The sequence below is a fragment of the Actinomadura barringtoniae genome, assembly GCF_017573505.1.
Lineage (GTDB): Bacteria > Actinomycetota > Actinomycetes > Streptosporangiales > Streptosporangiaceae > Spirillospora > Spirillospora barringtoniae.
Map to the genome: position 1 here is coordinate 503,117 of NZ_JAGEOJ010000002.1, position 21,730 is coordinate 524,846.

At 71.6% G+C, this 21,730-nt stretch carries 22 protein-coding genes; 11 read left to right on the top strand and 11 right to left on the bottom strand.

Annotated elements, in window-relative coordinates:
- Positions 1 to 87 precede the first annotated feature (87 nt).
- From J4573_RS06150 to J4573_RS06160, 3 genes are read right to left on the bottom strand one after another with little or no spacing between them, the layout of a single operon-like run.
- On the bottom strand, positions 88 to 1,365 hold the full coding sequence (locus tag J4573_RS06150) for a low temperature requirement protein A (protein WP_208254251.1): 1,278 nt from the start codon (positions 1,363 to 1,365) through the stop codon (positions 88 to 90).
- A gap of 40 nt (positions 1,366 to 1,405) precedes the next feature.
- Positions 1,406 to 2,431 (bottom strand): hypothetical protein, encoded by a 1,026-nt coding sequence (locus J4573_RS06155; RefSeq protein ID WP_208254252.1) that lies wholly within the window; start codon positions 2,429 to 2,431, stop codon positions 1,406 to 1,408.
- Between the two features lie 19 nt (positions 2,432 to 2,450).
- The gene (locus J4573_RS06160; protein WP_208254253.1) at positions 2,451 to 3,428 is read right to left on the bottom strand and encodes a DMT family transporter; all 978 of its coding nucleotides are present in this window, start codon (positions 3,426 to 3,428) and stop codon (positions 2,451 to 2,453) included.
- On the opposite strand from J4573_RS06160, the gene J4573_RS06165 reads away from it, so the two are divergent.
- On the top strand, positions 3,427 to 4,833 hold the full coding sequence (locus J4573_RS06165; RefSeq protein ID WP_243772496.1) for an aminotransferase-like domain-containing protein: 1,407 nt from the start codon (positions 3,427 to 3,429) through the stop codon (positions 4,831 to 4,833). The genes J4573_RS06160 and J4573_RS06165 overlap by 2 nt on opposite strands.
- A 120-nt stretch (positions 4,834 to 4,953) precedes the next feature.
- Here J4573_RS06165 and J4573_RS06170 read toward each other — a convergent pair whose 3' ends face one another.
- On the bottom strand, positions 4,954 to 5,259 hold the full coding sequence (locus J4573_RS06170) for an antibiotic biosynthesis monooxygenase (protein WP_208254254.1): 306 nt from the start codon (positions 5,257 to 5,259) through the stop codon (positions 4,954 to 4,956).
- An 80-nt stretch (positions 5,260 to 5,339) separates the two neighbouring features.
- Here J4573_RS06170 and J4573_RS06175 point away from each other — a divergent pair, with 80 nt between their 5' ends.
- The 5 genes from J4573_RS06175 to J4573_RS06195 all read left to right on the top strand — a co-directional run bounded on the left by J4573_RS06175 (position 5,340) and on the right by J4573_RS06195 (position 9,665).
- The gene (locus J4573_RS06175; RefSeq protein ID WP_208254255.1) at positions 5,340 to 5,894 is read left to right on the top strand and encodes a CGNR zinc finger domain-containing protein; all 555 of its coding nucleotides are present in this window, start codon (positions 5,340 to 5,342) and stop codon (positions 5,892 to 5,894) included.
- Positions 5,891 to 6,400 carry a GNAT family N-acetyltransferase gene (locus J4573_RS06180; RefSeq protein WP_208254256.1) on the top strand — a complete coding sequence of 170 codons (510 nt, stop codon included), beginning with the start codon at positions 5,891 to 5,893 and terminating at the stop codon, positions 6,398 to 6,400. Before J4573_RS06175 ends, J4573_RS06180 begins: the two co-directional genes overlap by 4 nt.
- A gap of 38 nt (positions 6,401 to 6,438) precedes the next feature.
- Positions 6,439 to 7,002, top strand: a complete 564-nt coding sequence (locus tag J4573_RS06185; protein ID WP_208254257.1) for a GNAT family N-acetyltransferase — start codon at positions 6,439 to 6,441, stop codon at positions 7,000 to 7,002.
- A 117-nt stretch (positions 7,003 to 7,119) separates the two neighbouring features.
- Positions 7,120 to 8,796, top strand: coding sequence for an MFS transporter (locus J4573_RS06190; protein WP_243772497.1), 1,677 nt, complete (start codon positions 7,120 to 7,122; stop codon positions 8,794 to 8,796).
- 2 nt (positions 8,797 to 8,798) lie between these two features.
- Positions 8,799 to 9,665 carry a 1,4-dihydroxy-2-naphthoate polyprenyltransferase gene (locus J4573_RS06195; protein ID WP_208254258.1) on the top strand — a complete coding sequence of 289 codons (867 nt, stop codon included), beginning with the start codon at positions 8,799 to 8,801 and terminating at the stop codon, positions 9,663 to 9,665.
- On the opposite strand, the gene J4573_RS06200 is transcribed toward J4573_RS06195, so the two are convergent.
- The gene (locus J4573_RS06200) at positions 9,629 to 10,594 is read right to left on the bottom strand and encodes a hypothetical protein (protein ID WP_208254259.1); all 966 of its coding nucleotides are present in this window, start codon (positions 10,592 to 10,594) and stop codon (positions 9,629 to 9,631) included. The genes J4573_RS06195 and J4573_RS06200 overlap by 37 nt on opposite strands.
- A gap of 105 nt (positions 10,595 to 10,699) precedes the next feature.
- Positions 10,700 to 11,380 carry a uracil-DNA glycosylase gene (locus J4573_RS06205; RefSeq protein WP_208254260.1) on the bottom strand — a complete coding sequence of 227 codons (681 nt, stop codon included), beginning with the start codon at positions 11,378 to 11,380 and terminating at the stop codon, positions 10,700 to 10,702.
- Between the two features lie 316 nt (positions 11,381 to 11,696).
- Between J4573_RS06205 and modA the strand changes: the two genes are divergently transcribed.
- Positions 11,697 to 12,362 (top strand): molybdate ABC transporter substrate-binding protein, encoded by a 666-nt coding sequence (gene modA / locus J4573_RS06210; protein ID WP_307796512.1) that lies wholly within the window; start codon positions 11,697 to 11,699, stop codon positions 12,360 to 12,362.
- A gap of 16 nt (positions 12,363 to 12,378) precedes the next feature.
- Here modA and J4573_RS06215 read toward each other — a convergent pair whose 3' ends face one another.
- Positions 12,379 to 12,894, bottom strand: a complete 516-nt coding sequence (locus J4573_RS06215) for an SRPBCC domain-containing protein (RefSeq protein ID WP_208254262.1) — start codon at positions 12,892 to 12,894, stop codon at positions 12,379 to 12,381.
- Positions 12,895 to 13,076: 182 nt separating this feature from the next.
- Between J4573_RS06215 and ftsH the strand changes: the two genes are divergently transcribed.
- The 3 genes from ftsH to J4573_RS06230 all read left to right on the top strand — a co-directional run bounded on the left by ftsH (position 13,077) and on the right by J4573_RS06230 (position 18,104).
- Positions 13,077 to 15,146: an ATP-dependent zinc metalloprotease FtsH gene (gene ftsH, locus J4573_RS06220; protein WP_208254263.1), complete on the top strand. Its 2,070-nt coding sequence runs from the start codon at positions 13,077 to 13,079 to the stop codon at positions 15,144 to 15,146.
- 133 nt (positions 15,147 to 15,279) lie between these two features.
- Positions 15,280 to 17,283: a TPM domain-containing protein gene (locus J4573_RS06225; protein ID WP_208254264.1), complete on the top strand. Its 2,004-nt coding sequence runs from the start codon at positions 15,280 to 15,282 to the stop codon at positions 17,281 to 17,283.
- Between the two features lie 23 nt (positions 17,284 to 17,306).
- Complete coding sequence (locus J4573_RS06230) at positions 17,307 to 18,104, top strand: PspA/IM30 family protein (RefSeq protein ID WP_208254265.1); 798 nt, start codon at positions 17,307 to 17,309, stop codon at positions 18,102 to 18,104.
- 41 nt (positions 18,105 to 18,145) lie between these two features.
- Here J4573_RS06230 and J4573_RS06235 read toward each other — a convergent pair whose 3' ends face one another.
- Positions 18,146 to 18,691 (bottom strand): transglutaminase-like domain-containing protein, encoded by a 546-nt coding sequence (locus tag J4573_RS06235; protein WP_208254266.1) that lies wholly within the window; start codon positions 18,689 to 18,691, stop codon positions 18,146 to 18,148.
- Positions 18,688 to 19,425, bottom strand: coding sequence for a 4-hydroxy-tetrahydrodipicolinate reductase (gene dapB / locus J4573_RS06240; protein WP_208254267.1), 738 nt, complete (start codon positions 19,423 to 19,425; stop codon positions 18,688 to 18,690). The genes J4573_RS06235 and dapB overlap by 4 nt, the downstream gene beginning before the upstream one ends.
- Before the next feature lie 67 nt (positions 19,426 to 19,492).
- On the opposite strand from dapB, the gene J4573_RS06245 reads away from it, so the two are divergent.
- On the top strand, positions 19,493 to 20,563 hold the full coding sequence (locus tag J4573_RS06245) for a VanZ family protein (RefSeq protein WP_208254268.1): 1,071 nt from the start codon (positions 19,493 to 19,495) through the stop codon (positions 20,561 to 20,563).
- A 3-nt stretch (positions 20,564 to 20,566) separates the two neighbouring features.
- On the opposite strand, the gene J4573_RS06250 is transcribed toward J4573_RS06245, so the two are convergent.
- On the bottom strand, positions 20,567 to 21,193 hold the full coding sequence (locus tag J4573_RS06250; protein WP_208254269.1) for an FMN-dependent NADH-azoreductase: 627 nt from the start codon (positions 21,191 to 21,193) through the stop codon (positions 20,567 to 20,569).
- 112 nt (positions 21,194 to 21,305) lie between these two features.
- On the bottom strand, positions 21,306 to 21,683 hold the full coding sequence (locus J4573_RS06255) for a phage holin family protein (RefSeq protein ID WP_208254270.1): 378 nt from the start codon (positions 21,681 to 21,683) through the stop codon (positions 21,306 to 21,308).
- Positions 21,684 to 21,730 lie beyond the last annotated feature (47 nt).

Genomic DNA, 21,730 nt, shown 5'->3' on the forward strand with positions numbered 1-21,730 from the left:
CGGAAGTTCACGCCCGCGCCGGAGCACGATGATCAAGCACCGAGCAGGCACCGAGCAGGCACCGAGCAGGCGCCGAGCAGGCGGCGATCACGCGGCGAAGGCGTAGCGCCTGGAGATCGGCCGGTAGGCGACCTGCCAGGCGACCACCGCGAGCATGATCAGCACGATCCACGAGCCGTGCAGCTCGCCGCCCCAGACGCCGACCGCGAGAGCCACCAGCGTGCTCGGCACGGCCCAGCCGAGCATCCAGCGCCACGAGGCCTTCAGCAGCAGCCCGCCGACCAGCCCCGTCGCCAGGTAGAGGGCCACGCCACCGCACAGCACCCAGCGGATCCCCATCGGCGGCGCGTGGTCGGGATGGGCCGCGACCGCGCCCAGCCCGGCCGACATGGCGGTGATCCCCGCCGTGATCGCGTAGTGGCTGGGCATCGCCAGCCGCGCCTCCATGTGGCCGAGGTCGGGAAGCGCGCCCAGGCCGTTCTGCAGGATCAGCCACCACAGGCAGATCAGCAGCACGAACCCGCCGATCGCGGTGACCGCCAGCGGCACCTTCCAGTCCGACTCGGCCGCCGAGTCGACCACCTGGGCGACCGACTCGCCCAGCACGATGATCACGAACAGGCCGAGCCGTTCCCACAGGTGCTCGGTGTGCAGGGGCACGGCCCGGATCTTCAAGGCGGCGCCCAGCCGGGCGCGGCCGGTCCCGCTCGGTTCGTGGCCCGCCTGCCTGCGCATTTCCACGCCCCGGCGCCGCTCATCCTGGCGATCCTGGCGTTCCTGGACCTCCTCCAGGAGCCTGTCGGGGTTGCGGCTGCCCATGATGGCGAAGAACAGGTCCAGGGCGATGCCGAGTCCCCAGAGCCAGAAGCGCACCGGCGGGTCGGCCCAGATCGAGATGATCCACGGCACGGCCCCGGCGCCCGCCTGCCCCACCGGCCAGGACGTGACGACCTGGCCGGTCCGCTGGAGGACGCCCGAGGCGATCAGGCGGCACGACAGGTAGGCCGCGACGAACCACACGCCCCGGTCACCGTCGGCGTGCGGGATGGCCGCGGCCATGACCGCGATGCCGAACATGCCGCGCATCAGCGACCGGGTGCGCGCCCGGTCGGCCACGACGTTGGTGTAGATCGTGAACGAGGTCCACACGCTCCACACCGCGTAGTAGAGCAGCGCGCAGATCGCGACGGTCTTGGCCGTCGGGTGCTCGTGCAGCCGGTGCGCGAGCTGCGCGACGGCCACCACGACGACCAGGTCGAAGAACAGCTCCAGCCAGCTCGCGTGCCGCTCGGCGACGTGCTGCTCGGCGACGTGCTGCTCGCCGTCGATCTCCACACCGTCCGGCTCATGCGCTGCTTCTGCCACGGAGCCGCACTCTAGCGGGAGGTGATCAGAAGACCGCGATTCAGAAGACCGGGATGATGTCCTCGGGGTCGATGAAGCTGACCTCGACGCCGGAGATGTCCAGCTCCGGGATCGCGGGGAACTCGATGCCCCAGCGTTCCACGATGGCGCGGACGCGGGCGATGGCCTGCTTCCAGTTCTCGGCCTGCTCGTCGAACGACAGGACGCCGAGCCCGGCGTCGCGCGCGTGGTTCATCAGTACGCGGTGGTTGTTCAGGAAGTAGGGCGGCAGGTCCCAGAAGCCGTCCGGCGGCTCCCACAGGATCATCGACAGGAACACGAACCCGGCGCGGAGCTGCTTGGTGATCTGCCCCTTGATCTCGTCGTTCAGGCCGGGCCACTCCTTTTCCAGGATCGTCAGGCAGATCTGCAGGTGGCGGGACTCGTCCCGCCCGATGCGCCGGAACATCTCGGCGAAGACCGGATGCCGCGCGCCCGACGCCATCCCGCGGAACAGCGTGGACGCGGCCATCTCGCCCATCATGAAGCTGCAGAACAGCACCGCCAGCGAGTACTTGCCGACGGCGGAGTTGAAGCCCTGCCAGTAGCGGCCGCCGTTGTGGTAGAGCCAGCCGATGTTGTTGTGGGCCGCGCGCTCCAGGTCGTTCTCCGGCGTCCAGTCCAGCGGCGCGCCCGGCCACATCCTCGTGATCGAACGCCGGCAGCACTCTTCGTGGTTCATCTCGTCACGGGTGATCGCGAAGAAGCACTTGCGGACCGGATCCTCCTCGTGCTGTTCGAAGGCGTGGATGGTGGCGCGGGCGAAGACGGCGGGCCCGGAGGCGTCGAAGTTGGCCAGCACGGCGAACCAGTACATGATCCCGAGCCGCTGTTCGGGCGGGAAGTCCTCCGGGTTCAGATCGTCCCAGGGCAGGTCGGCGGGGTCCCAGACCGCGCTCTTGGACTTCTCGTAGATGGCGGCGAGCTTGTCGGTCTCGACCCGCCACTCCATCGGGTAGATGTTCGGCTGCGGGACTTCCGGGGCGGGCCAGAACCCGCCCTCGGGAACGGTCAGCTTCTCTGCCATGCGCGGCGGCTCCTGTGGGTCACTTGCGTGTGACGCTCTTGGTCCCATCGTTCGGTGAGACCGTCACGACCCGCAAGGGCCCTGCCGGAGTGGTCTCTCGCCTGACTCGGGTGCGCTGGGTGAGCGCGACGCAGACGACCACGGCCAGCGCCGTGAGGAGGGTCGTGGCGTCGATGGTCTCGTCCAGCAGGACCCAGGACCAGAGCAGGGTGAGGATCGGCTGGGCCAGCTGCACCTGGCTGGCCCGCGCGATGCCGACCCTGGCCATGCCCGCGTACCAGGCGAAGAAGCCGAGGTACATCGAGCCGAGCGCGACGTAGGTGAAGCCGAACGCGGCGCGGCCGGTCCAGTGCTGGTCGGTCGTGGCGAGCATCCAGAGCGTCACCGGAACGGTGATCGGCGCGGCCACCACCAGCGCCCAGGAGATCACCCGCCAGCCCGGCATCGTGCGGGCCAGCCGGCCGCCCTCGGCGTAGCCGATCGCGCAGGCGACCATGGCGGCGAACAGCAGCAGGTCGGCGGCGGTGAAGCGGCCGGAGCCGCGGATCACAGCGAAGCCGGTCACGCACGCCGCTCCGGCCGCGCTCGCCAGCCAGAACGCGGGGCTCGGCCGTTCCCCGGCCCGCACCACGGCGAGCACGGCGGTCGTGGCGGGCAGCACGCCGACGATGACGGCGGAGTGCGAGGCGGAGGCGCCCTGGTCCAGCGCGAGCGTGGTGAGCACGGGGAAGCCGAAGACGACGCCGCCCGCGACCACGGCCAGCGCGCCCCACTGGCGCCGTCGCGGAAGCGGGGCGCGGACCGCGGCCAGCGCGATCACGGCGGCCAGCGCGGCGACGGCGGCGCGGCCGAAGCCGATGAGGTAGGGGTCGAGGCCGTCGAGCGCGTAGACGGTGCTCGGGAGGGTGAACGAGAAGACCAGCACCCCGAGGGCGGCCAGCCCCAGGCCGCCGAGCGCTATCGTCGAACCATCAGTAGCGCTATCATTGTTTCTCATGCAACAGGATAGCAGTGTGGTCTCGCTGGCCGACAGGCTCCGGACCGAGGTGGGGCGGCTGCGCCCCGGCGAGCGCCTGCCGTCCAGCCGGGCGCTGGTGGAACGCCACCGGGTCAGCCCGGTCACGGTGACGCGCGCGCTCGGCGTGCTGGCCACCGAGGGCCTGGTGGTGACGCGGCCGGGCAGCGGCACGTTCGCCGCCGAACGGCCCGTACCGGCGCCCGAGCCCGCCGACCTCAGCTGGCAGGCGGTCGCGCTCGGCGACCGGGCCGTGGACGCGAGCGGGGTGTCGTGGCTGCTCACGCCGCCGCCGGACGGCACGATCGCGCTGAGCGGCGGCTACCTGCATCCCTCGCTGCAGCCGCTGCGCGCGCTGTCGGCCGCGGGCGGACGTGCCGTACGGCGGCCGGACGCCTGGGACTCGCCGCCCGTCAGCGGGCTGGACGGGCTGCGCGCCTGGTTCGCGCGCTCGATCGGCGGCGACGTCACCCCGGCCGACGTGCTGATCACCTCGGGCGGCCAGCAGGCCCTCACGTCCACGCTGCGAGCGCTACTGCCTCCGGGCGCGCCGCTGCTGGTCGAGTCGCCGACCTACCTCGGCGTACTGGCGATCGCGCGGGCGGGCGGCCTGCACCCCGTGCCGGTGCCCGCCGACGCCGACGGCGTACGGCCCGACCTGCTGGCCGAGGCGTTCGCCATGACCGGCGCCCGCGCGTTCTACTGCCAGCCGACCTACAACAACCCGAGCGGCGCGCTGCTGTCGCCCGAGCGCCGCGCCCAGGTCCTGGCGGTGGCGCGGGCGGCGGGCGCGTTCGTCATCGAGGACGACTTCGCGCGGCACCTGGCGATCGACCCGCCGCCGACCCCGATGATCAACCAGGACGCCGACGGCCGGGTGATCCACGTCGCGTCGCTGACCAAGGCCACCGGCCCGAGCCTGCGGGTCGCGGCGGTGGTCGCGCGCGGGCCGGTCGCCGCGCGGATCCGCGCGATCCAAGTGGTCGAGGGGTTCTTCCCGGCCAGGCCGCTGCAGGAGACGCTGCTGGAGCTGGTCAGCTCCCCCGGCTGGCCGCGCCACCTGCGCGACGTTCGGACCGCGCTGAAGTCCCGCCGCGACGCGCTCGGCGCGGCGCTCGCCCGGGACCTGCCGCAGGTCCGGGCGAACCGCCCGGCCGGCGGGCCGCACCTGTGGGCACGGCTGCCGGACGGCGTGAGCGACCGGTTGCTCGCCGAGGCGGCGCTGCGCGCGGGCGTGCTCGTGAGCCCGGGCTCGATGTTCTTCCCGGCCGAGCCGCCCGCGCCGTACCTGCGCCTCAGCTACGGCACGGCCGCCTCAGAGGCCGAGCTCGCCGAGGGCGTCCGACGCCTTTCTCATTGCTTTCGCGGCCTCGGGCCCCTCGCCTAGCGGCTCGGTGCCCGAACCGCCAAAGCGGCGAACGCGACACGGCTTCGCCGTCTTCGCGGGCGACATCGCCTTCGGATCGCCGCCCCCTCAGGTAACGCGTTCGCGTGCAGGCTGAGGTCGTCAGCCGGACTCCAGAACGTCGTAGTGCGTGACCGTCCAGTCCCGGTCGACGAGGAAGCGGTCGTCCTCGTCGTAGTAGACCGCCTTCTCCGGCTCGTCGCCCGCGAAGGCGCGGATGGCGTCCATCGACTCCCAGAACGTCACGAAGACGAACTCGGTGTTGTCGCCGACGTCGCGCCGGACCAGGTGCACCCCCTTGTTGCCGGCCGTCTCGCGGTAACCGACCAGGCCGGTGCGCCGCATGTAGTCCTCGTACTCGGCGGCGTCCGACTTGCGCGTCCAGCCCTTCCACACCCGCATCAGCATGGACGAACGGTATGCAGATCGACCCGCCGCATGCAACCGGTCAAAACCGAATACCGGTGTCGTAGCTGTAGAATGCGGCCATGGCCGACGAGGCGGGCACCCCGAGCCCCGCGCTGCTGCTGCGCGATTTCGTCAACACGCGCGACGTGGAGTGCGACGCCGACGAATTCGCCACCCCCGCCAAGCTGGCCGGATGGCTGGCGGCCCGGGGCTTGATCCCCCGCCGCGTCCATGCCGACCCTCACGATCTGGCCATGGCGGTCACACTCCGCGAGGGTCTGCGCACGGCCATGCTCACCCACCACGGGCCCTCGGGCGATGAGCTGCCGCCCGAGCTGGACGCGGCGCTGGCCACCCTCCCGTTGCGCGTTCGGATGAACGGCACGATCCCCTCGCTCGAACCGCTCGAAGGCGGGACGGCCGCCGCCGGGCTGGCGCGACTGGCGGCGGCGGTCATGGAGGCGGCGGCCGACGGGAGCTGGCCGCGGCTCAAGGTCTGCCAGGAGAACACCTGCCGCTGGGCGTTCCTGGACACCTCCAAGAACCGCTCCCGCAACTGGTGCTCGATGCGCGTCTGCGGCAATCGCACCAAGACCCGGACGTACCGGGCGCGCCGCCGTACCGTCGGATCATGACGCTCATCCGGACGGCCGGAGTCGCCGACACCGAGGCGATCGAGCAGGTGCGCAGCCGGTCCTGGCGCGCCGCCTACGCGGGCCTGATCCCCCAGGTCCTGATCGACGCCGCCACCGGCCCCGAGGCCCTCGAACGCCGGCGCGCCTCGTTCACCGAACACCCCGAGGTGCACACGCTCCTCGCCTCGACCGACGCCGGCGACCCGATCGGGATGGCGGCGTACGGCCCCGAGCGCGACCTGCCGACGTCCCCGAAGGGCGTCGAGCTCTACTCGCTGTACGTCGTGCCGGAGCACTGGTCGGCCAAGGTGGGCCGGGCGCTCATGGACCGCGTCATCACCGACACGCGCGCGGCCGGGAACGACCTGCTGGTTCTCTGGGTCCTCGACACCAACGAGCGGGCCCGCCGCTTCTACGAACGCGCGGGCTTCGCGCCGGGAGAACCGGCCACCCGCACGGTCTACGGCCGGACGATCGATGAGGTCCGTTACGCCCGCGGCCTCTAGGCTGGGCGACGACTTCTACCGAGAGGACGGCTGACCCGATGGCTGACGTGGGCGTACGTCCCGCGCGGCGGGCGGACGCCGCCGCCGTCGCCGACATCCAGGTGCGCACCTGGCGCCAGGGCTACCGGGACCTGCTCCCGGTCGCGGCGCTGGCCGAGCTGACCGGCGCCGAGGCCCAGGAGACCTGGCGGGACCGCTGGGCCGACGCGGTGAGCTCCCCGCCCAGCCCGCGCCACCGGCTGCTGGTGGCGGTCGCCTCCGACCTGGTCGTCGGCTTCGCCTCGCACGGGCCCGCCGACGACGACCCCGACCATGATCCCGCTCACTCCGCCGAGCTGCTGACCATGCTGGTCGACCCGCTGCACCAGCGCGCCGGGCACGGCAGCCGGCTGCTGGCCGCCACCGTGGACACCCTCCGCGAGGACGGCTTCGACACGCTGATCACCTGGGCCTTCGAGGAGGACAACGTGATGCGCGGCTTCCTCGGCTCGGCCGGCTGGGCCCCCGACGGCCTCGCCCGCACCCTCGACATGGGCGAGCCGGTACGCCAGATCCGCCTCCACACCGACATCCGACCGGCGGAGACTGGGACCGAGACCTGAAGTCCCAGAGTCCGACCTAAATCCGGGGTCGGTGAGAGGCACCCAGGGGGCAGGCATATGTTTGAAGCCGAACGCCCTCCGGGTCGAACCGGGTCGAATGATCAGTTCGGGACTTCCATGACCACCTCAGTGATGCCGCCGCATGCCCCCGCGGCGGAGACGCCGTCCGGCCGCCGCCGCTGGCTCGGCATGGTCGTCATGAGCCTGGGCGTCTCGCTGATCGTGGTGGACGCCACCATCGTGGGCGTCGTCCTCCCGCAGATCGTCGACGGGCTCGGGCTGACCACGACGGACGCCGAATGGGTGACCTCGGTCTACTCACTGGTGTTCGCCGCGCTGCTGATCCCGTTCGGGCGCGCCGCCGACCTGTTCGGGCGGCGCCGGATGTTCATGGTCGGCGTGGGGATCTTCACGCTGGCCAGCGTGGGCGCGGCGGCCGCCGGCTCGGGCGGCGCGCTGATCGGCGCGCGGGCGCTGCAGGGCGTCGGCGCCTCGATGGTGCTGCCGGCCACGCTGTCCACGGTCAACACCGTCTTCCGCGGCAAGGAACGGGCCATCGCGTTCGGCATCTGGGGCTCGCTGATCAGCGGCATGGCCGCGCTCGGTCCGTTGATCGGCGGCGCGCTGGCCACCGGCGGGTCCTGGCGCTGGGCGTTCGGGGTCAACCTGCCGTTCGGCGCCGCGCTGATCGCCGGGGCGCTGGCCCTGATGCCCGAGACGCGGGGCGCCGCCGGATCGCTGCGCGACATCGACTGGCTGGGCGGTGCGCTGTCGGTCTTCGGCCTCGGCGCGCTGGTGTGCGGGCTGATCGAGGGGCAGACGTACGGCTGGTGGCGCGCGACGCGGCCGTTCGAGATGGGGCCGTTCGAGTGGCCGACCGGCGGGGTCTCCCCCATCCCGGTGGTGCTCGTGCTGGGCGTCGTGCTGCTGGCCGCACTGGTCCTGGTGGAACGCGCCCGCCTCGCGTCCGGACGCCCGGTGATGCTGGACCTCAGCCTGTGGCGGATCGCCAACTTCCGGCACGGCAACCTGGCGTCGTCGCTGATCAGCGTCGGCGAGCTGGGGCTGCTGTTCGTGCTGCCACTGTTCCTGCTGGGCGTGCACGGGACGTCCCCGATCCAGATCAGCGTCGCGATCCTGCCGCTGGCGATCGGCGCGTTCCTGTCCGGCGGGTACGCGGGCAAGCTGGCCAACAAGCGCGGCGCGCACCGGGTCGTCCAGCTGGGGATGGTGCTGGAGGTCGTCGCCGTGCTGGCGCTGGGCCTCACGATCACCGCCACGACCAGCGGTTTCGGGCTCGCTCCCTGGATGCTGATCTACGGCATCGGGCTGGGCCTCACCTCCGCGCAGCTGACCAACGTCTCGCTGGCGGGCGTTCCGCACGCCAAGGCCGGGCAGGCGTCCGGCACGCAGTCCACGGCACGCCAGGTCGGCGCCGCCCTCGGCATCGCGATCATCGGAACGGTCTTCGCGACCAGCCTCGGCCACACGATGACGGGCCGCCTGGACCGCACCTCCGTGCCCGCCGAGCGCCGCGCCGCGATCGCGCACGATCTGCGCGAGTCCGCCGGGACGTACGGACGTGATCTTCACGACACGCCCGGGATGGGCGCGGCGGCCCACGCGGCCGACGAAAGCCTGGCCACGGCCACCCGGAACGGGGCCCTCACCACCGCGGCGATCCTCGCGCTCGGCCTGATCATGTCGCTGCGGCTCCGCCCGGCCCGCGCGAGCAGTGATCAACATCGGGCAGAATCGACCACAGCCCCTGACGCCCAAGAGAACCAGCGGTAACCGTGGCCACGCTCTCCCAATGGGTCGCCGGATCCCGGCCCCGCACCCTGCCCACCTCACTCGTGCCCGTCGTCGTCGGCACCGGCGTCGCGATCGGCGCGGACGGCGCCGTCTGGTGGCGCGCCCTGCTCGCGGCGTTCGTCGCGCTCGTGCTGCAGATCGGCGTCAACTACTCCAACGACTACAGCGACGGCGTCCGCGGCACCGACGAGGAGCGGGTCGGCCCGCTCCGGCTGGTCGGGTCCAAGGTCGCCAAGCCCAAGCAGGTGCTGGCCGCCGCGCTCGGGTCGTTCGCCCTGGCCGCCGTCGCCGGGCTGGCGCTGGCCGCCGTGACGACCTGGTGGCTGCTGCTGGTCGGCGCGTTCGCGATCCTGGCCGCCTGGTTCTACACCGGCGGCAAGAACCCCTACGGCTACCGCGCGCTCGGCGAGATCTCGGTCTTCGTGTTCTTCGGCCTGGTCGCCGTGGTCGGCACCGTGTACGTGCAGGTCGAGGGGATCCCGTGGGAGGCCTGGGCCGCGGCGGTCCCGATCGGGCTGCTGGCCTGCGCGCTGCTGGTGGTCAACAACCTGCGCGACATCCCGACCGACGAGGTCTCGGGCAAGCGCACCCTGGCCGTCGTGCTGGGCGACCGCAACACCCGGTTCCTGTACGCGGCGTGCTGCTCGATCCCGTTCATGATCGTGCTGGTGCTGGGCGCCGTGCACCCGTGGGTCCTGATCACGCTGGTGGCGGCGCCGCTGTCGGTGCCGCCCAGCCAGAAGGTGCTGGGCGGGGCCAAGGGACCGGCGCTCATCCCGGTGCTGGGCGAGACCGCCCGCCTCCAGTTGGCCTACGGCGTGCTGCTGGCCATCGGGCTGGCGATCTGACCGGTGGCCCGGGCCCGCCCGCCCATTGTCTCCCTCAGGAACAGCGTCCCGGCCACCGCCATGATCAGCCCGGCGAACACGCCGCAGACCATGGTCATCGCCTCGGCGGCGCTGGTGTGGGTGTCGAACGCGGCGGGCTTGGCGAGCGTCACCAGCCCCATGTAGAACGACCAGGCGAACGTGGCGCCCGCTCCCGTCCAGGCCGCCGTCAGCGGGATCCAGACCGGCCCCGGGCGCTTCGCGCGCCGGACGAGGGCGAGCAGCCCGGCGACCCCGGCCAGCGAGAGCAGGCCCCAGACCGCGTCGACGGTGTGCTGGGTGACGGTCTCGGATTCCCCGCCGAACGCCCAGTAGAGATGGACGGACGCGTACACGGCCGCGGGAGCGATCGCGCCGAGCGTCAGGAACCGCTGGATGGCCAGGCCCGGACCGTTCGGCAGGTCGGCGGTCCGTAGCCGGAACAGCCGCCCCCACCGGTCGCGCGCGTAGAAGACGAAGGCGGTCAGCAGGCCGAGCCCCTGCAGCGTGAAGCCCGTGTAGACGACCGCGTACACCCAGCCCTGCAGGCCCTCGCCGCCCTGCCCGCTCTGCTGGGCCTGCCCGCTGAGGAACTGCAGGAGGACGCCGAACGGGACGCCGAGCACGATGGGCGCGAGCAGGCCGGTCGCGATCCAGATCGGCGCGGCGACGATCCAGGCCGGGATCCTGCGGCCCCACGGATAGGTGAAGGCGAGCGCCACGACGACGGCGATCGCGTCCATGCCCATCGTGATCGCGTTGCCGACGTACAGGGTGGAGTCCTTGGCGGCCTCCAGGTCGTTCCAGCCGACGGTGCTGCCCGCCAGCCAGGCGATCTTGAGCGTGAGGTACGGGACGCAGGCCGCGATGGTCGCGTAGCAGACGGCGAGGCGGAAGCGGGTCGGGTTCATGCCTTCAGCCTGGTCAGCCGCCCGCCCGCGGACCTCCCGCCACGAGGTGAACCCCCTCCCCCGCGAGAGGGAGGGGACCGCGACCGCCTGGCTCAGCGCCCGGCCTTAGCTCAGCGCCCAGTCGATCTCGGGCTCGCCGGCGTCGGCGAGGGCCTTGTTGACGGCGCTGAACGGGCGGGTGCCGAAGAACCGCTTGGCGCTCAGCGGGCTCGGGTGCGCCGACTCGATCACGGTGTGGTGCACGCCGGTGATCAGGCGGGCCTTCTTGCGCGCGTACGCGCCCCACAGCACGAAGACGACCCGCTCGGACTTGTCGTTCAGCGCCCGGATCGCGGCGTCGGTGAACTCCTCCCAGCCCTTGCCCGCGTGCGACCCGGCGTCGCCGCTGCGCACGGTCAGCACCGCGTTGAGCAGCAGCACGCCCTGGTCGGCCCACGGCGTCAGGTCGCCGGCCTTGGCGACCGGGATCTCCAGGTCGGCGGCCAGCTCCTTGTAGATGTTGCGCAGCGACGGCGGCAGCCGCACGCCCTCCCGCACGCTGAAGCTCAGCCCGTGCGCCTGGTCCGGCCCGTGGTAGGGGTCCTGCCCGAGGATCAGCACCCTGGCCTTGTCGTACGAGCAGTGCCGGAAGACGTTGAAGAGGTCCTCCCGCGGCGGGAAGACCGTCTGCGACCCGTACTCCTGCTCGACGAACGCGCTCAGCGCCGCCGTCCCGATCGGGTCGATGAGCGGATCGAGGCGCTCCCGCCAGTCGGCGGGCAGGAGCTCCATCAGGTCGAGCGACATCAAAGGCCTCCGGGGAAGGGATTCTCGGCTGACGAAAACCCTAGTGCGACCCTCTGACACGCCAGCGGCGAATCACCGGGCGCTATGCCATCCGACCCTAGGATGAACGCATATGCCCGACACCCCCGTATCTCTCCTGGGGGGACGACCCCCCAGACCCCCCGGCAAAAGCCGCGTGCCCGGCGACCTCCATTCCGCTGAACTCCACTCCGGCCGCCGGGCACGCGGGCGGCGTCATACCGCCCGTTTCGCGCTATTTCTACTCGCTTCTGGCACCCTCGCGGGATGCGGCGGGTCGTCGTCCGGAGCGCTGACCGTGCTGGCCGGGTCGTCGCTGACGGACGTGTCCAAGGAGCTGGCCAGCTCCTACGAGCAGTCGCATCGCGGCGTGAAGGTGAACTTCGAGCTCGGCGGGTCGCAGGAGATGACGGGCCGGCTGGACGAGCACGATGCGGGGGACGTCCTGATGACGGCGGACGAGCCCACGATGGACGCCGCCGCCAGGTATCTGACGGGGCCCCGGCGGATCGTGGCGCTCGGGTCGATGACGATCGCGGTCACCCCCGGGAACCCCAAGCGGATCCTGGGGCTGAGCGACCTGACCCGGCCGCGCCTGCGGGTCGCGGTCGGCGCGGCGACCAATCCGGCGGGACGGTACGCGCGGGACATCTTCCGCCGGGCCGGGCTCACCGTTCACTGGTCGTCGGAGGAGATCAGCGTGCGGGGCGTGCTGGACCGGGTCCGTACGGGCGAGGCGGACGCGGGGCTGGTCTACATCACCGACCTGCGCTCGGCGCCGGCCGCCGTGGGGAGCGTGCCGATCCCGGCGGCTCAGAACGTCACGGCGACCTTCCCGGCGCAGGCCATCAAGGGCGGGAACGAGAAGCGGGCCCGGTCGTTCGTCGACTGGCTGGTCTCGTCCGATGCCCGCAAGCTCTTCAACAAGTACGGCTTCGCGACGCCCGCCGAGGGCCAGGCCTAGGCGGGCGCGGCCCCTCTCAGGCGCGCTCGGCACGGGCCTTGAGGGCGTTGTTCAGCGCGGCGAACTCGTCCGCCATCTTCAGGTAGCTCCCGGCGACGACCGGCACGAGGGCTCCGCTGAACCTCTCCCCCTGCGTCAGCCGGACCTTGCCCTCACCCGCGGGCTCGATGCGGAAGTAGTGCTCACCGTCGACGATGCCGGGCACGTACATGCGGCCGATCCAGCGCAGCTCGCGGCCCGGGTCGGCGGCCAGCACCTTGGGCTTGAACGTCATGGTGCTTCCGTCGGTGTCGCGGAGCTCGATGTTCAGGGTCTTCCCCTTCACCGCACGGCCCTCGGCCTTGACCATGAACGGGTCCCATTGGGAGTGGCCCTGGAAGTCGGTGAGGATCCCGTAGACCTTGTCGGCCGGGGCGGCGATCTCGACGGAGGTCTCGACCTTGTGGGGGGCGAGCTCCCCCCAGGCGAAGAGGGCGCCCGCGGTGACCGGGACGAGGGCGGCGGCGGTGAGGGCTATGCGGCGGACCTTCATGGGGGGACTCCCTGTAGCTAATAAGTGTTTCCCTTTGGCTAAGTCTATTAGCCATGAGGCTAGCTAAAGACGTTAGCCGACGCAAGGGGTGATCCACGCCGCGTTTCGGCGGTCGGGCGCCGGGAAGATCTTGATCACTTCCGGTCGGGGGACCGTGGACAGCCGTACGGGGGGAATCAGTCGTGCCGTCGAAACCGACGAGGGAGCCCGACAAGCGCCAGTCCGTACCGCCGCGCAAGGAGCCCGACCAGCCCTGGCGCGCCGAGGGCGTGCCGCAGCGGACGGGCGGTTCGGGCGGCGGCAAGAAGGACGGCGACGACTTTCGCGGCGGCGGCTTCAAGCCGAACCGCAACACCTACATCTTCTGGGGCCTGCTGCTCCTGGTGTTCGGGCTGAGCTTCCTGTCGATGCACTTCACCGGCAAGGACGAGCCGGCCTCGATCCCCTACACCGCCTTCACCCAGCAGGTGGAGGCCGGGAACGTCAAGGACGTCTACACCAAGGGCTACTCGATCCAGGGTGCGCTGAAGAACGCCCAGCAGGTCCCCGGGCAGAGCGACAAGGACAAGAAGTACAGCAAGTTCGAGACGCTGCGCCCCGCGTTCGCCGACGACAAGATCTACAGCGACATGGTGGCCAAGGGCGTCGTGGTGGAGGCCAAGCCGGTCAGCGAGGACCGCGGCTTCCTGGCCAACCTGCTGCTGTCGCTGCTGCCCGTACTGCTGTTCGTCGGGCTGTGGATCGGCGCGATGATCTGGCTGCAGCGCCGGATGGGCGGCGGTGGCGGCGGCGGGATCATGGGCAGCCTGCGCCGCAATCCGAAGCCCGTCACCGCCGACGAGAAGCGCGCCACGTTCGAGGACGTCGCCGGGATCGACGAGGTCGAGGAGGAGCTCAGCGAGATCGTCGACTTCCTGCGGGACCCGGAGAAGTACCGCAAGCTCGGCGCCCGGGTGCCGCGCGGCGTGCTGCTGACCGGCGCGCCCGGCACCGGCAAGACGCTGCTCGCGCGGGCGGTCGCGGGCGAGGCCGACGTGCCGTTCTACTCGGCGGCGGCGTCGGAGTTCATCGAGATGGTCGTCGGCGTCGGCGCGGCCCGCGTCCGCGAGCTGTTCACCGAGGCGCGCAAGACCGCGCCGTCCATCATCTTCATCGACGAGATCGACACGATCGGCCGGGCCCGCGGCAGCGGCGCCAGCATGGGCGGGCACGACGAGCGCGAGCAGACGCTCAACCAGATCCTGACCGAGATGGACGGGTTCTCCGGCTCGGAGGGCGTGGTGGTCATGGCCGCCACCAACCGGCCCGACATCCTGGACCCGGCGCTGATGCGCCCCGGCCGCTTCGACCGGCAGGTCGCGGTCTCGCCGCCCGACCTGGACGGGCGCGTGCAGATCCTGAAGGTGCACACGCGCGAGGTGCCGCTGGCCGCGGACGCCGACCTCACCGCGATCGCGAAGATGACGCCCGGGATGACCGGCGCGGAGCTCGCCAACCTGGTGAACGAGGCGGCGCTGCTCGCGGTGAAGCGCGGCAAGAGCGCGGTCGACATGGAGGACTTCCAGTCCTCGCTGGAGAAGGTGCAGCTCGGCACGCGGCGTTCCCTGGTCATGCCGGAGGAGGAGCGGCGCCGCACGTCCTACCACGAGTCCGGGCACGCGCTGCTCGGCATGCTGCACCCGGGTGCCGACCCGGTCCGCAAGATCACGATCGTGCCGCACGGGCGGGCGCTCGGCGTCACCGTCTCCACGCCCGAGGGCGACCGTTACGCCTACGACGAGGAGTACCTGCGCGGCCGCATCATCGGCGCGCTCGGCGGCATGGCCGCCGAGGAGCTGATCTTCGGCGTGGTGACCACGGGCGCCGAGAGCGACCTGGAGCAGGTCACCAAGATCGCGCGCGGCATGGTGGGGCGCTGGGGCATGTCCGAGCGGATCGGCCCGCTGTCGGTGCTGCCGGCCGACGGCGCCGACCCGATGGGGCAGTACGCGGCGCAGGGCACGCTCGACGCCGTCGACGAGGAGGCGCGGCGCATCGTCGACGAGTGCTACGCCGAGGCGCTGAACATGCTCCGCGACAACCGCGACAAGCTGGAGTCGCTCGCGACGACGCTGCTCGAGCAGGAGACGCTCGACGAGGAGGCCGCCTACGCGGCGGCCGGCGTGCCGCGCAAGTCGAAGGCGCTGGAGGAGGGTCCGAACGTGCCGCTGGACCCGACGGCGACCACCCCCGAGGCCCGCACAACGGACTGATCCCGGCATTGCCCCTGTTTTCCCCATGGGGCGGTAATGGACGATCGGCGTTCCGTGTGCACATCGAGACTCCCGGGGAGAAATCGCCCGGGGGGCCTACATGACTCTGGGGTTCGCGCGATTTCGTACGCGCTTGTTCACGTGGTCGGCGCTCGGTGGGGTCATCGGGCTGCTGTTCGCCGCCCTCTGGGGCACCGGCACCGCGGTGGCCGACCAGCCCTTCGCCGTGCAGAGCCAGATCACCGACCGGGTGGGCGCGCTCGGCGACCGGCGCGCCGAGGTGCAGCAGGCGCTCGACCGCCTCACCGCGCAGCGCCGCGTCCAGCTCCTGGTCGTGTACGTCAAGGACTTCTCCGGCTCCAACGCCCAGACCTGGGCCGACCGGACCGCGCAGCAGAGCGGCATCGGCCGCCGCGACCTGCTGATGGCGGTCGGCACGAGCGCCCGGCAGTACGCGGTCTCCGCCGACCAGAACTTCGCCCTCACCGACGCCCAGCTGGACGAGGTCGCCTCCGTAGCGATCGAGCCCGCACTGCGGCAGAACGACTGGGCGGGCGCGGCGATCGGCGCCGCCGACGGCTATGACGCCGCGCTGGGCGGCCAGCCGATCCCGGCGCCGCAGGTCACCCCGGGCACCGCCAACCCGAGCGGCGACAGCGGCCCCAGCCCGCTCGTCTGGATCCTGCCGGTCGGCGCGGGCGTCGCGGCCGGTGGCGCGTTCCTGTACGTACGGTCCCGGCAGCGGCGCGGCGACCCGTCCGGCGGCGCCCTGGGCCCGGACGGCAGACCCGCGCCCACCCTGGACGAGCTCGACAGGCAGGCCGGTCAGCTCCTCGTCCAGACCGACGACGCGATCAAGACCAGCGAGCAGGAGGTCGGGTTCGCGCAGGCGCAGTTCGGCGCCGAGGCCGCCGCCCCGTTCGCCGAGGCCGTCGCGTTCGCCAAGGAGCAGCTGGACGCCGCGTTCCGCGTCCGCCAGCGACTGGACGACTCCGAGCCCGAGACGCCCGAGCAGCGCCGCGCGATGCTGGAGGAGATCCTGGCCCGCTGCCAGGCCGCCGACCAGCGGCTCGACGCCCAGTCCGCCGCGTTCGACCGGCTCCGCGACCTGGAGAAGAACGCGCCGCAGGTCCTCGCCCAGGTCCAGGCCGGGCACCAGGAGCTGGCCACCAAGGTCGGCACCGCCCGCCAGCAGCTCGCCGAGCTCGCGTCCCGCTACACCACCTCCGCGTTGGAGCTGGTCAAGACCGCTCCCGACGAGGCCCAGAGCCGCCTCGACTTCGCCCGCGACAACCTGGACCGGGCGGGCAACGAGCTCCGTTCGGGCACCACCGCGCAGGCCGCCGTCCACGTCCAGGCGGCCGAGTCCGCCGTAGGTCAGGCGCGGGAGCTCCTCGACGCCGTGGACCGCCACGCGCACGAGCTGTCGGAGGCCTCGCAGGCCCTGGACGCCGCGATCAAGGACACCACCGACGACCTCGCCACCGCGCAGGGCCTGCTGTCCGACGAACGCTGGCGGAACGAGCTGGCGCCCCACGTGACGCGGGCCGCCGAGGTCACCAGCTCCGTTCAGCAGGAGCTGGCCCGCGGCCCCGCCGACCCGCTCGCCGAGCTGCGCCGCCTCCAGGAGGCCAACCAGGCGCTCGACCAGGCCCTGGACGGCGTACGGGACCGGCAGGCCCGCGAGAAGGCCGCCCGCGCGCAGCTCGACCAGGCCGTCCTGGCCGCGCGCGGCGAGATCTCCGCGAGCACCGACTTCATCAACACCCACCGGGGCGCGGTCGGCAGCACGCCCCGCACCCGCCTCGCCGAGGCCCAGCGCCTGCTGGCCAAGGCCGTGGAACTGGCCACCACCGACCCCGTCTCCGCCCTGTCCTCAGCCGAGCAGGCAGGTTCCCTGGCCAACGAGGCAGGACAGCTCGCCCGCCAGGACATCGGCGGCACCGACCCCGCGTTCGGCCCCATGGGCGGCGGCGGGGGCGGCGGCCGCATGGCCGACGCCATGATCGGCGGAATCCTCATCGACAGCATCCTCAACAGCGGACGCAGGAGCGGCGGCTCTCGCCCCGCGCCCACCCCCGGCAGCTTCGGCGGTACGGCCACACGCGGCCGCCGCGGCGCCGGCGGCCGTTTCTGACAAGCACAACCTCAAGGAGAGACATGAGCAAGCAGAGCATCTTCGGCCGCGTGACCCAGCTGGCGCGCGCCAACATCAACGCGATCCTCGACCAGGCCGAGGACCCGCAGAAGATGCTGGACCAGCTCGTCCGCGACTACACCGACAACATCGCCGAGGCCGAGAAGTCCATCGCGACCACCATCGGCAACCTGCGCATGCAGGAGGCCGACTACCAGGAGGACGTGCGGGCCGCCGGCGAGTGGGGCCAGAAGGCCCTCGCCGCCAGCCAGGAGGCCGACCGCATGCGCGGCACCGGCGACACCGGGGGCGCCGACAAGTTCGACAACCTCGCCAAGGTCGCCCTCGAACGGCAGATGCAGTCCGAGAAGGAGGCCCGTACCGCCGAGCCCGCGATCATGTCGCAGCGCGAGGTCGTGGACAAGCTGAAGACCGGCCTCGACCAGATGAAAGAGAAGCTCAACGAGCTGCGCAACAAGCGCGACGAGCTGATCTCCCGCGCCAAGACCGCCGAGGCCCAGACCCAGGTCCAGGACGCCATCAAGAGCATCGACATCATGGACCCGACCAGCGAGGTCTCCCGCTTCGAGGAGAAGATCAAACGCGAGGAGGCCAAGGTCATCGGCGCTCAGGAGCTCGCCGCCTCCTCCCTCGACGCGCAGTTCCAGAACCTGCAGAACGTCGAGGTCAAGACCGAGGTCGAGGCCCGCCTCGCCGCCCTCAAGGCCGGCAAGACCGCCGACAACGTGACCGCGCTGCCCTCGGCCAACCAGCAGCAGCCGCAGAGCGGCCAAGCACCGTCCACCAGCTACAACCAGTGAGTCACGAGCGTTGCGAGCGCGTCCTCTGACCACTCCGGTGGTCAGAGGACGGTGGCCTTGGGCAGAGGCAGGTCCTGGGCGGTCGCGTGGACCTGCAGGGCCTTGAGGACCGCGGGGTGCGGAGCCGCGTAGACGGTCGGGTGCACCGGGCGGTCGGGGTAGGCCAGGCGGTCCTCGGTGGCCGAGAACTGGACGTCGATGTCGGCGTTGTTGCCTCGGGGGTCCAGCCGTACCCAGCGGTCGTCGATGAGCGCGGCGGTGAGGCCGTGCAGGGTGCCGTCGATGTCCTGGTAGCACAGGCCCGCCTGGATGCCCGCGGCCCTCAGCAGGGCCGCGTAGGCGTGGGACTTGGCGTAGCAGAAGCCGGTCTTGGCGGTGATGACGTCGGAGGCGCGCCAGGGTACGCGGGGATCCCCCGCGTCGAGGCAATGGGTGATGTCGTCGCGCACGTAGTCGAACGCCGTCTGGGCGAAGGCCAGGTCGTCTCCCTCGCGCAGGAGTGAGGCGAGGGACTGCACCGCCTCGTGCTCCAGGTCGATGGCCTCGGAGGCCTCCAGGTAGGCCCAGGGTTCGCTGTCGAAGTTCACAGGCCGAGGAGGGGCTCGATGCCCACGGTCAGGGGCGCGAGCGAGGCGACGTTGCGGATGCCCAGCAGGACGCCGGGCATGAACGACTCGCGGTTCATGGAGTCGTGGCGGATCGTGAAGACCTCGCCGTGGCCGCCCAGGAGGACCTCCTGGTGGGCGATCAGGCCCGACAGCCGGATGGAGTGCACGCGCACATCGTCCACCGTGGCGCCGCGCGAGCCTTCGAGCGCGGTGGTCGTGGCGTCCGGTGAGGGCTTGACGTCGGCGTTGGCGCGGGCCTCGGAGACCAGCTGCGCGGTGCGGTAGGCGGTGCCGGACGGGGCGTCGAGCTTGTTCGGGTGGTGCAGCTCGACGATCTCGACGGACTCGAAGAACGGGGCGGCCTTCTGCGCGAAGTGCATCATCAGCACGGCGCCGATGCCGAAGTTCGGGGCGATCAGGACGTTGGCGCCGGGGCCGGCCTCCTGCCAGCCGCGGACGGTGTCCAGGCGGGCCGGGTCGAAGCCGCTCGTGCCGACGACGGCGTGAACGCCATGCTCGATCAGGAACTTCAGGTTGTCCATCACCACGCCGGGGTGAGTGAAGTCCACGACGGCCTCGGCGGCGGTGAGCGCCTCCAGCGAGTCGCCCTGGTCCACGGCCGCGACCAGGTCCAGGTCGCCGGCGTTCTCCACGGCCCGGCACACCTCGGCCCCCATGCGGCCCCGCGCGCCCAGCACCCCAACCTTGATCACGATCGCCTCCTGCCTTGACTTCCGGTTGAGCCTATCGCGGGCATCGTTGGTGGTCGGGGGGTGGCCGGTGGAGGGTTACGCGATCTCGATCGCGTTGGCGTTCGTGGTGTTCCCGTTCGTGGCACTGGTCGCGCTTTTCCCTTATGTCGCGGCGCAGTACCGGCGGCGGGGACGGCTGGGGTTCGGGCAGGCCCTGCTGGCGTCGGGCTTCGCGGTCTACGTGGTCGGCCTCGTGCTGCTGGTGAACCTGCCGATCCCGAACTTCTCCGGCGGATTCTGCGCGACCCGGGCCTCGCACGCGAACCTGCACTGGTTCCAGACGTTCGACGACATGCGGCACTGGGCCCGGCGGGACGGCGGCAAGCTCATGCTGGGCAACCCGGCGCTGGAGGTCAGGGTCCTGAACGTGGCGCTGTTCGTGCCGCTCGGGATGTTCCTGAGGCACCTGTTCGGCCGCGGCGTGATGATGACCGTGCTGATCGGGTTCCTGGTGTCGCTGGCGATCGAACTGACCCAGCTCACCGCGGTCTGGGGGCTGTTCCCGTGCTCGTGGCGCTCGTTCGACGTGGACGACCTGTGGTCCAACACGCTGGGCGCGCTCGTGGGCGCGCTGGCGGCGCCGGTGCTGCGGCTCGTCCCGGGCCAGGTGGACAAGGCCCCGGAGGTGGCGCGGCCGGTGACCGCGTGGCGCCGGTTGCTCGGGATGGCGTGCGACGGGGTGCTGGTCGTGATCATCGGGCAGGGCCTGCTGATCGCCGTCTCGCTGGCCGAGTACTACCTGGGCGACGGGAGCTTCGCGGACAAGACCGTTCACCGGCTGGAACCGCTGCTGGGCTGGTGGGTGCCGGGCGGGCTGCTGCTGGTGCTCGTGCCGCTGCTGAACGGGGGGCGCTCACCGGGCCAGTGGGCGGTCATGCTCCGGCCGGTGCCCTCGTCGTGGTGGCGAAGGCTGGTGCAGGTGGCGGCCGGGCCCGTGCTGCTGCTGGCCGTGGTGGACACGGTGCTGGTGGTGGTCTTGCTGGTGGTGAACGGGGTGGCGGCGTTCTTCGGCGACCACCGAGGGGTGTCGGGATCGATCGCGGGCGTACGGTTCGCCGACGCCCGCGATCCCGAGGCGGCTGGACGCGACGCGTCCTAGAGGCTAGAAGCGCTTGCCGTCGTCGCGTGCCGCTTCGTGCGCGGCGCGGCGGCCGGTCTCGGCGTCGGCGGTGGCGAGGTTCGGCCGGAACTGGATGCTGACGATGTCGTCGATCCCCGCCCACTGCAGCCAGTCGTGGAAGTAGCTGCGCTGGAAGTCCGAGCCGAACGCCGGGCCGCGGCCGTCGCCGTAGACGGCGCTGGTGTAGATCACGGCGGCCTTCTTGTCCTGGAGCAGGCCCGTGTAGCCCTTCTCGGGGTCGAAGCCGAAGACCCAGCCGGGCTGGGAGATGACGTCGATGAACTGCTTGAGGATGTAGGGCACCCCCGCGTTCCACATCGGCACGCTGAACAGGTAGCGGTCGTAGGAGTCGAAGCGGTCGAAGACGGCCCTGGCGGCCTCCCAGGCGCGTTCCTGGGCCCCGGCGGGCGACGCTCCCCCGAAGACCGTCATCTTGGCGCCGGCCCCGGCAGGGCCGAACTCGGGCAGCGTCCCGTCCCACAGGTCGTGGTGGTCGACGGTGTCGCCGGGGTGGGCCTCCCGGTAGGCGTCCAGGAAGGTCGCGGCGATCGCCAGGGACTCGGAGCCGGTGCCTCGCGGGGAGGCGGAGATGTGCAGCAGGCGGGACATTTGAGGGGGTTCCTCTCGTACGATCGGACGTCAATCGGACCACAGTCCGGTTATGCGTACGAGATTAGCGGACTGTGGTCCGGTTAACAACCCCCGGCGGGCCGGCCCCGCCTCAGTCGTCGTCGTCCGAGACGAACAGGTTGAGCAGCCAGCTCACGACGCCGATGATGATCGCGCCCCAGAACGCGGGCCAGAACCACTCCACGTGGAACGGCAGCTTCAGCTTCCCGGCGACCCAGCTGACCAGCATGAGCAGCGCCGCGTTCACCACCAGCGCGATCAGGCCCAGCGTGAGGATGTAGAACGCGCAGCCGAACACCTTGACGACCGGCTTGATGAACGCGTTCACGATGCCGAAGATCACCGCGACGGCCAGCAGCGTGAGGGCGCGCTTCGGCGCGGTGTCCCCCGTGACGGTGATCCCGCCGACCATCGCCGTGGCGACCCACAGCGCCACCGCGGTGATGACCACCCTGATGAGGATCTTCATGATCGGTGATCTACCCAGGGCGCCCGCGTTTGCACCCAGGTGACCAG

What these genes read in the sequence shown, in the direction of transcription:
- J4573_RS06190 (WP_243772497.1), top strand. Translation starts at nt 7,120, where the DNA reads ATGACCACCTCAGTGATGCCGCCGCATGCCCCCGCGGCGGAGACGCCG.
- J4573_RS06250 (WP_208254269.1), bottom strand. Translation starts at nt 21,193, where the DNA reads ATGTCCCGCCTGCTGCACATCTCCGCCTCCCCGCGAGGCACCGGCTCC.
- J4573_RS06155 (WP_208254252.1), bottom strand. Translation starts at nt 2,431, where the DNA reads ATGGCAGAGAAGCTGACCGTTCCCGAGGGCGGGTTCTGGCCCGCCCCG.
- J4573_RS06215 (WP_208254262.1), bottom strand. Translation starts at nt 12,894, where the DNA reads ATGAAGGTCCGCCGCATAGCCCTCACCGCCGCCGCCCTCGTCCCGGTC.
- J4573_RS06185 (WP_208254257.1), top strand. Translation starts at nt 6,439, where the DNA reads ATGGCTGACGTGGGCGTACGTCCCGCGCGGCGGGCGGACGCCGCCGCC.
- J4573_RS06160 (WP_208254253.1), bottom strand. Translation starts at nt 3,428, where the DNA reads ATGAGAAACAATGATAGCGCTACTGATGGTTCGACGATAGCGCTCGGC.
- J4573_RS06255 (WP_208254270.1), bottom strand. Translation starts at nt 21,683, where the DNA reads ATGAAGATCCTCATCAGGGTGGTCATCACCGCGGTGGCGCTGTGGGTC.
- J4573_RS06175 (WP_208254255.1), top strand. Translation starts at nt 5,340, where the DNA reads ATGGCCGACGAGGCGGGCACCCCGAGCCCCGCGCTGCTGCTGCGCGAT.
- J4573_RS06200 (WP_208254259.1), bottom strand. Translation starts at nt 10,594, where the DNA reads ATGAACCCGACCCGCTTCCGCCTCGCCGTCTGCTACGCGACCATCGCG.
- J4573_RS06165 (WP_243772496.1), top strand. Translation starts at nt 3,427, where the DNA reads ATGCAACAGGATAGCAGTGTGGTCTCGCTGGCCGACAGGCTCCGGACC.
- J4573_RS06180 (WP_208254256.1), top strand. Translation starts at nt 5,891, where the DNA reads ATGACGCTCATCCGGACGGCCGGAGTCGCCGACACCGAGGCGATCGAG.
- J4573_RS06230 (WP_208254265.1), top strand. Translation starts at nt 17,307, where the DNA reads ATGAGCAAGCAGAGCATCTTCGGCCGCGTGACCCAGCTGGCGCGCGCC.
- J4573_RS06170 (WP_208254254.1), bottom strand. Translation starts at nt 5,259, where the DNA reads ATGCTGATGCGGGTGTGGAAGGGCTGGACGCGCAAGTCGGACGCCGCC.
- J4573_RS06205 (WP_208254260.1), bottom strand. Translation starts at nt 11,380, where the DNA reads ATGTCGCTCGACCTGATGGAGCTCCTGCCCGCCGACTGGCGGGAGCGC.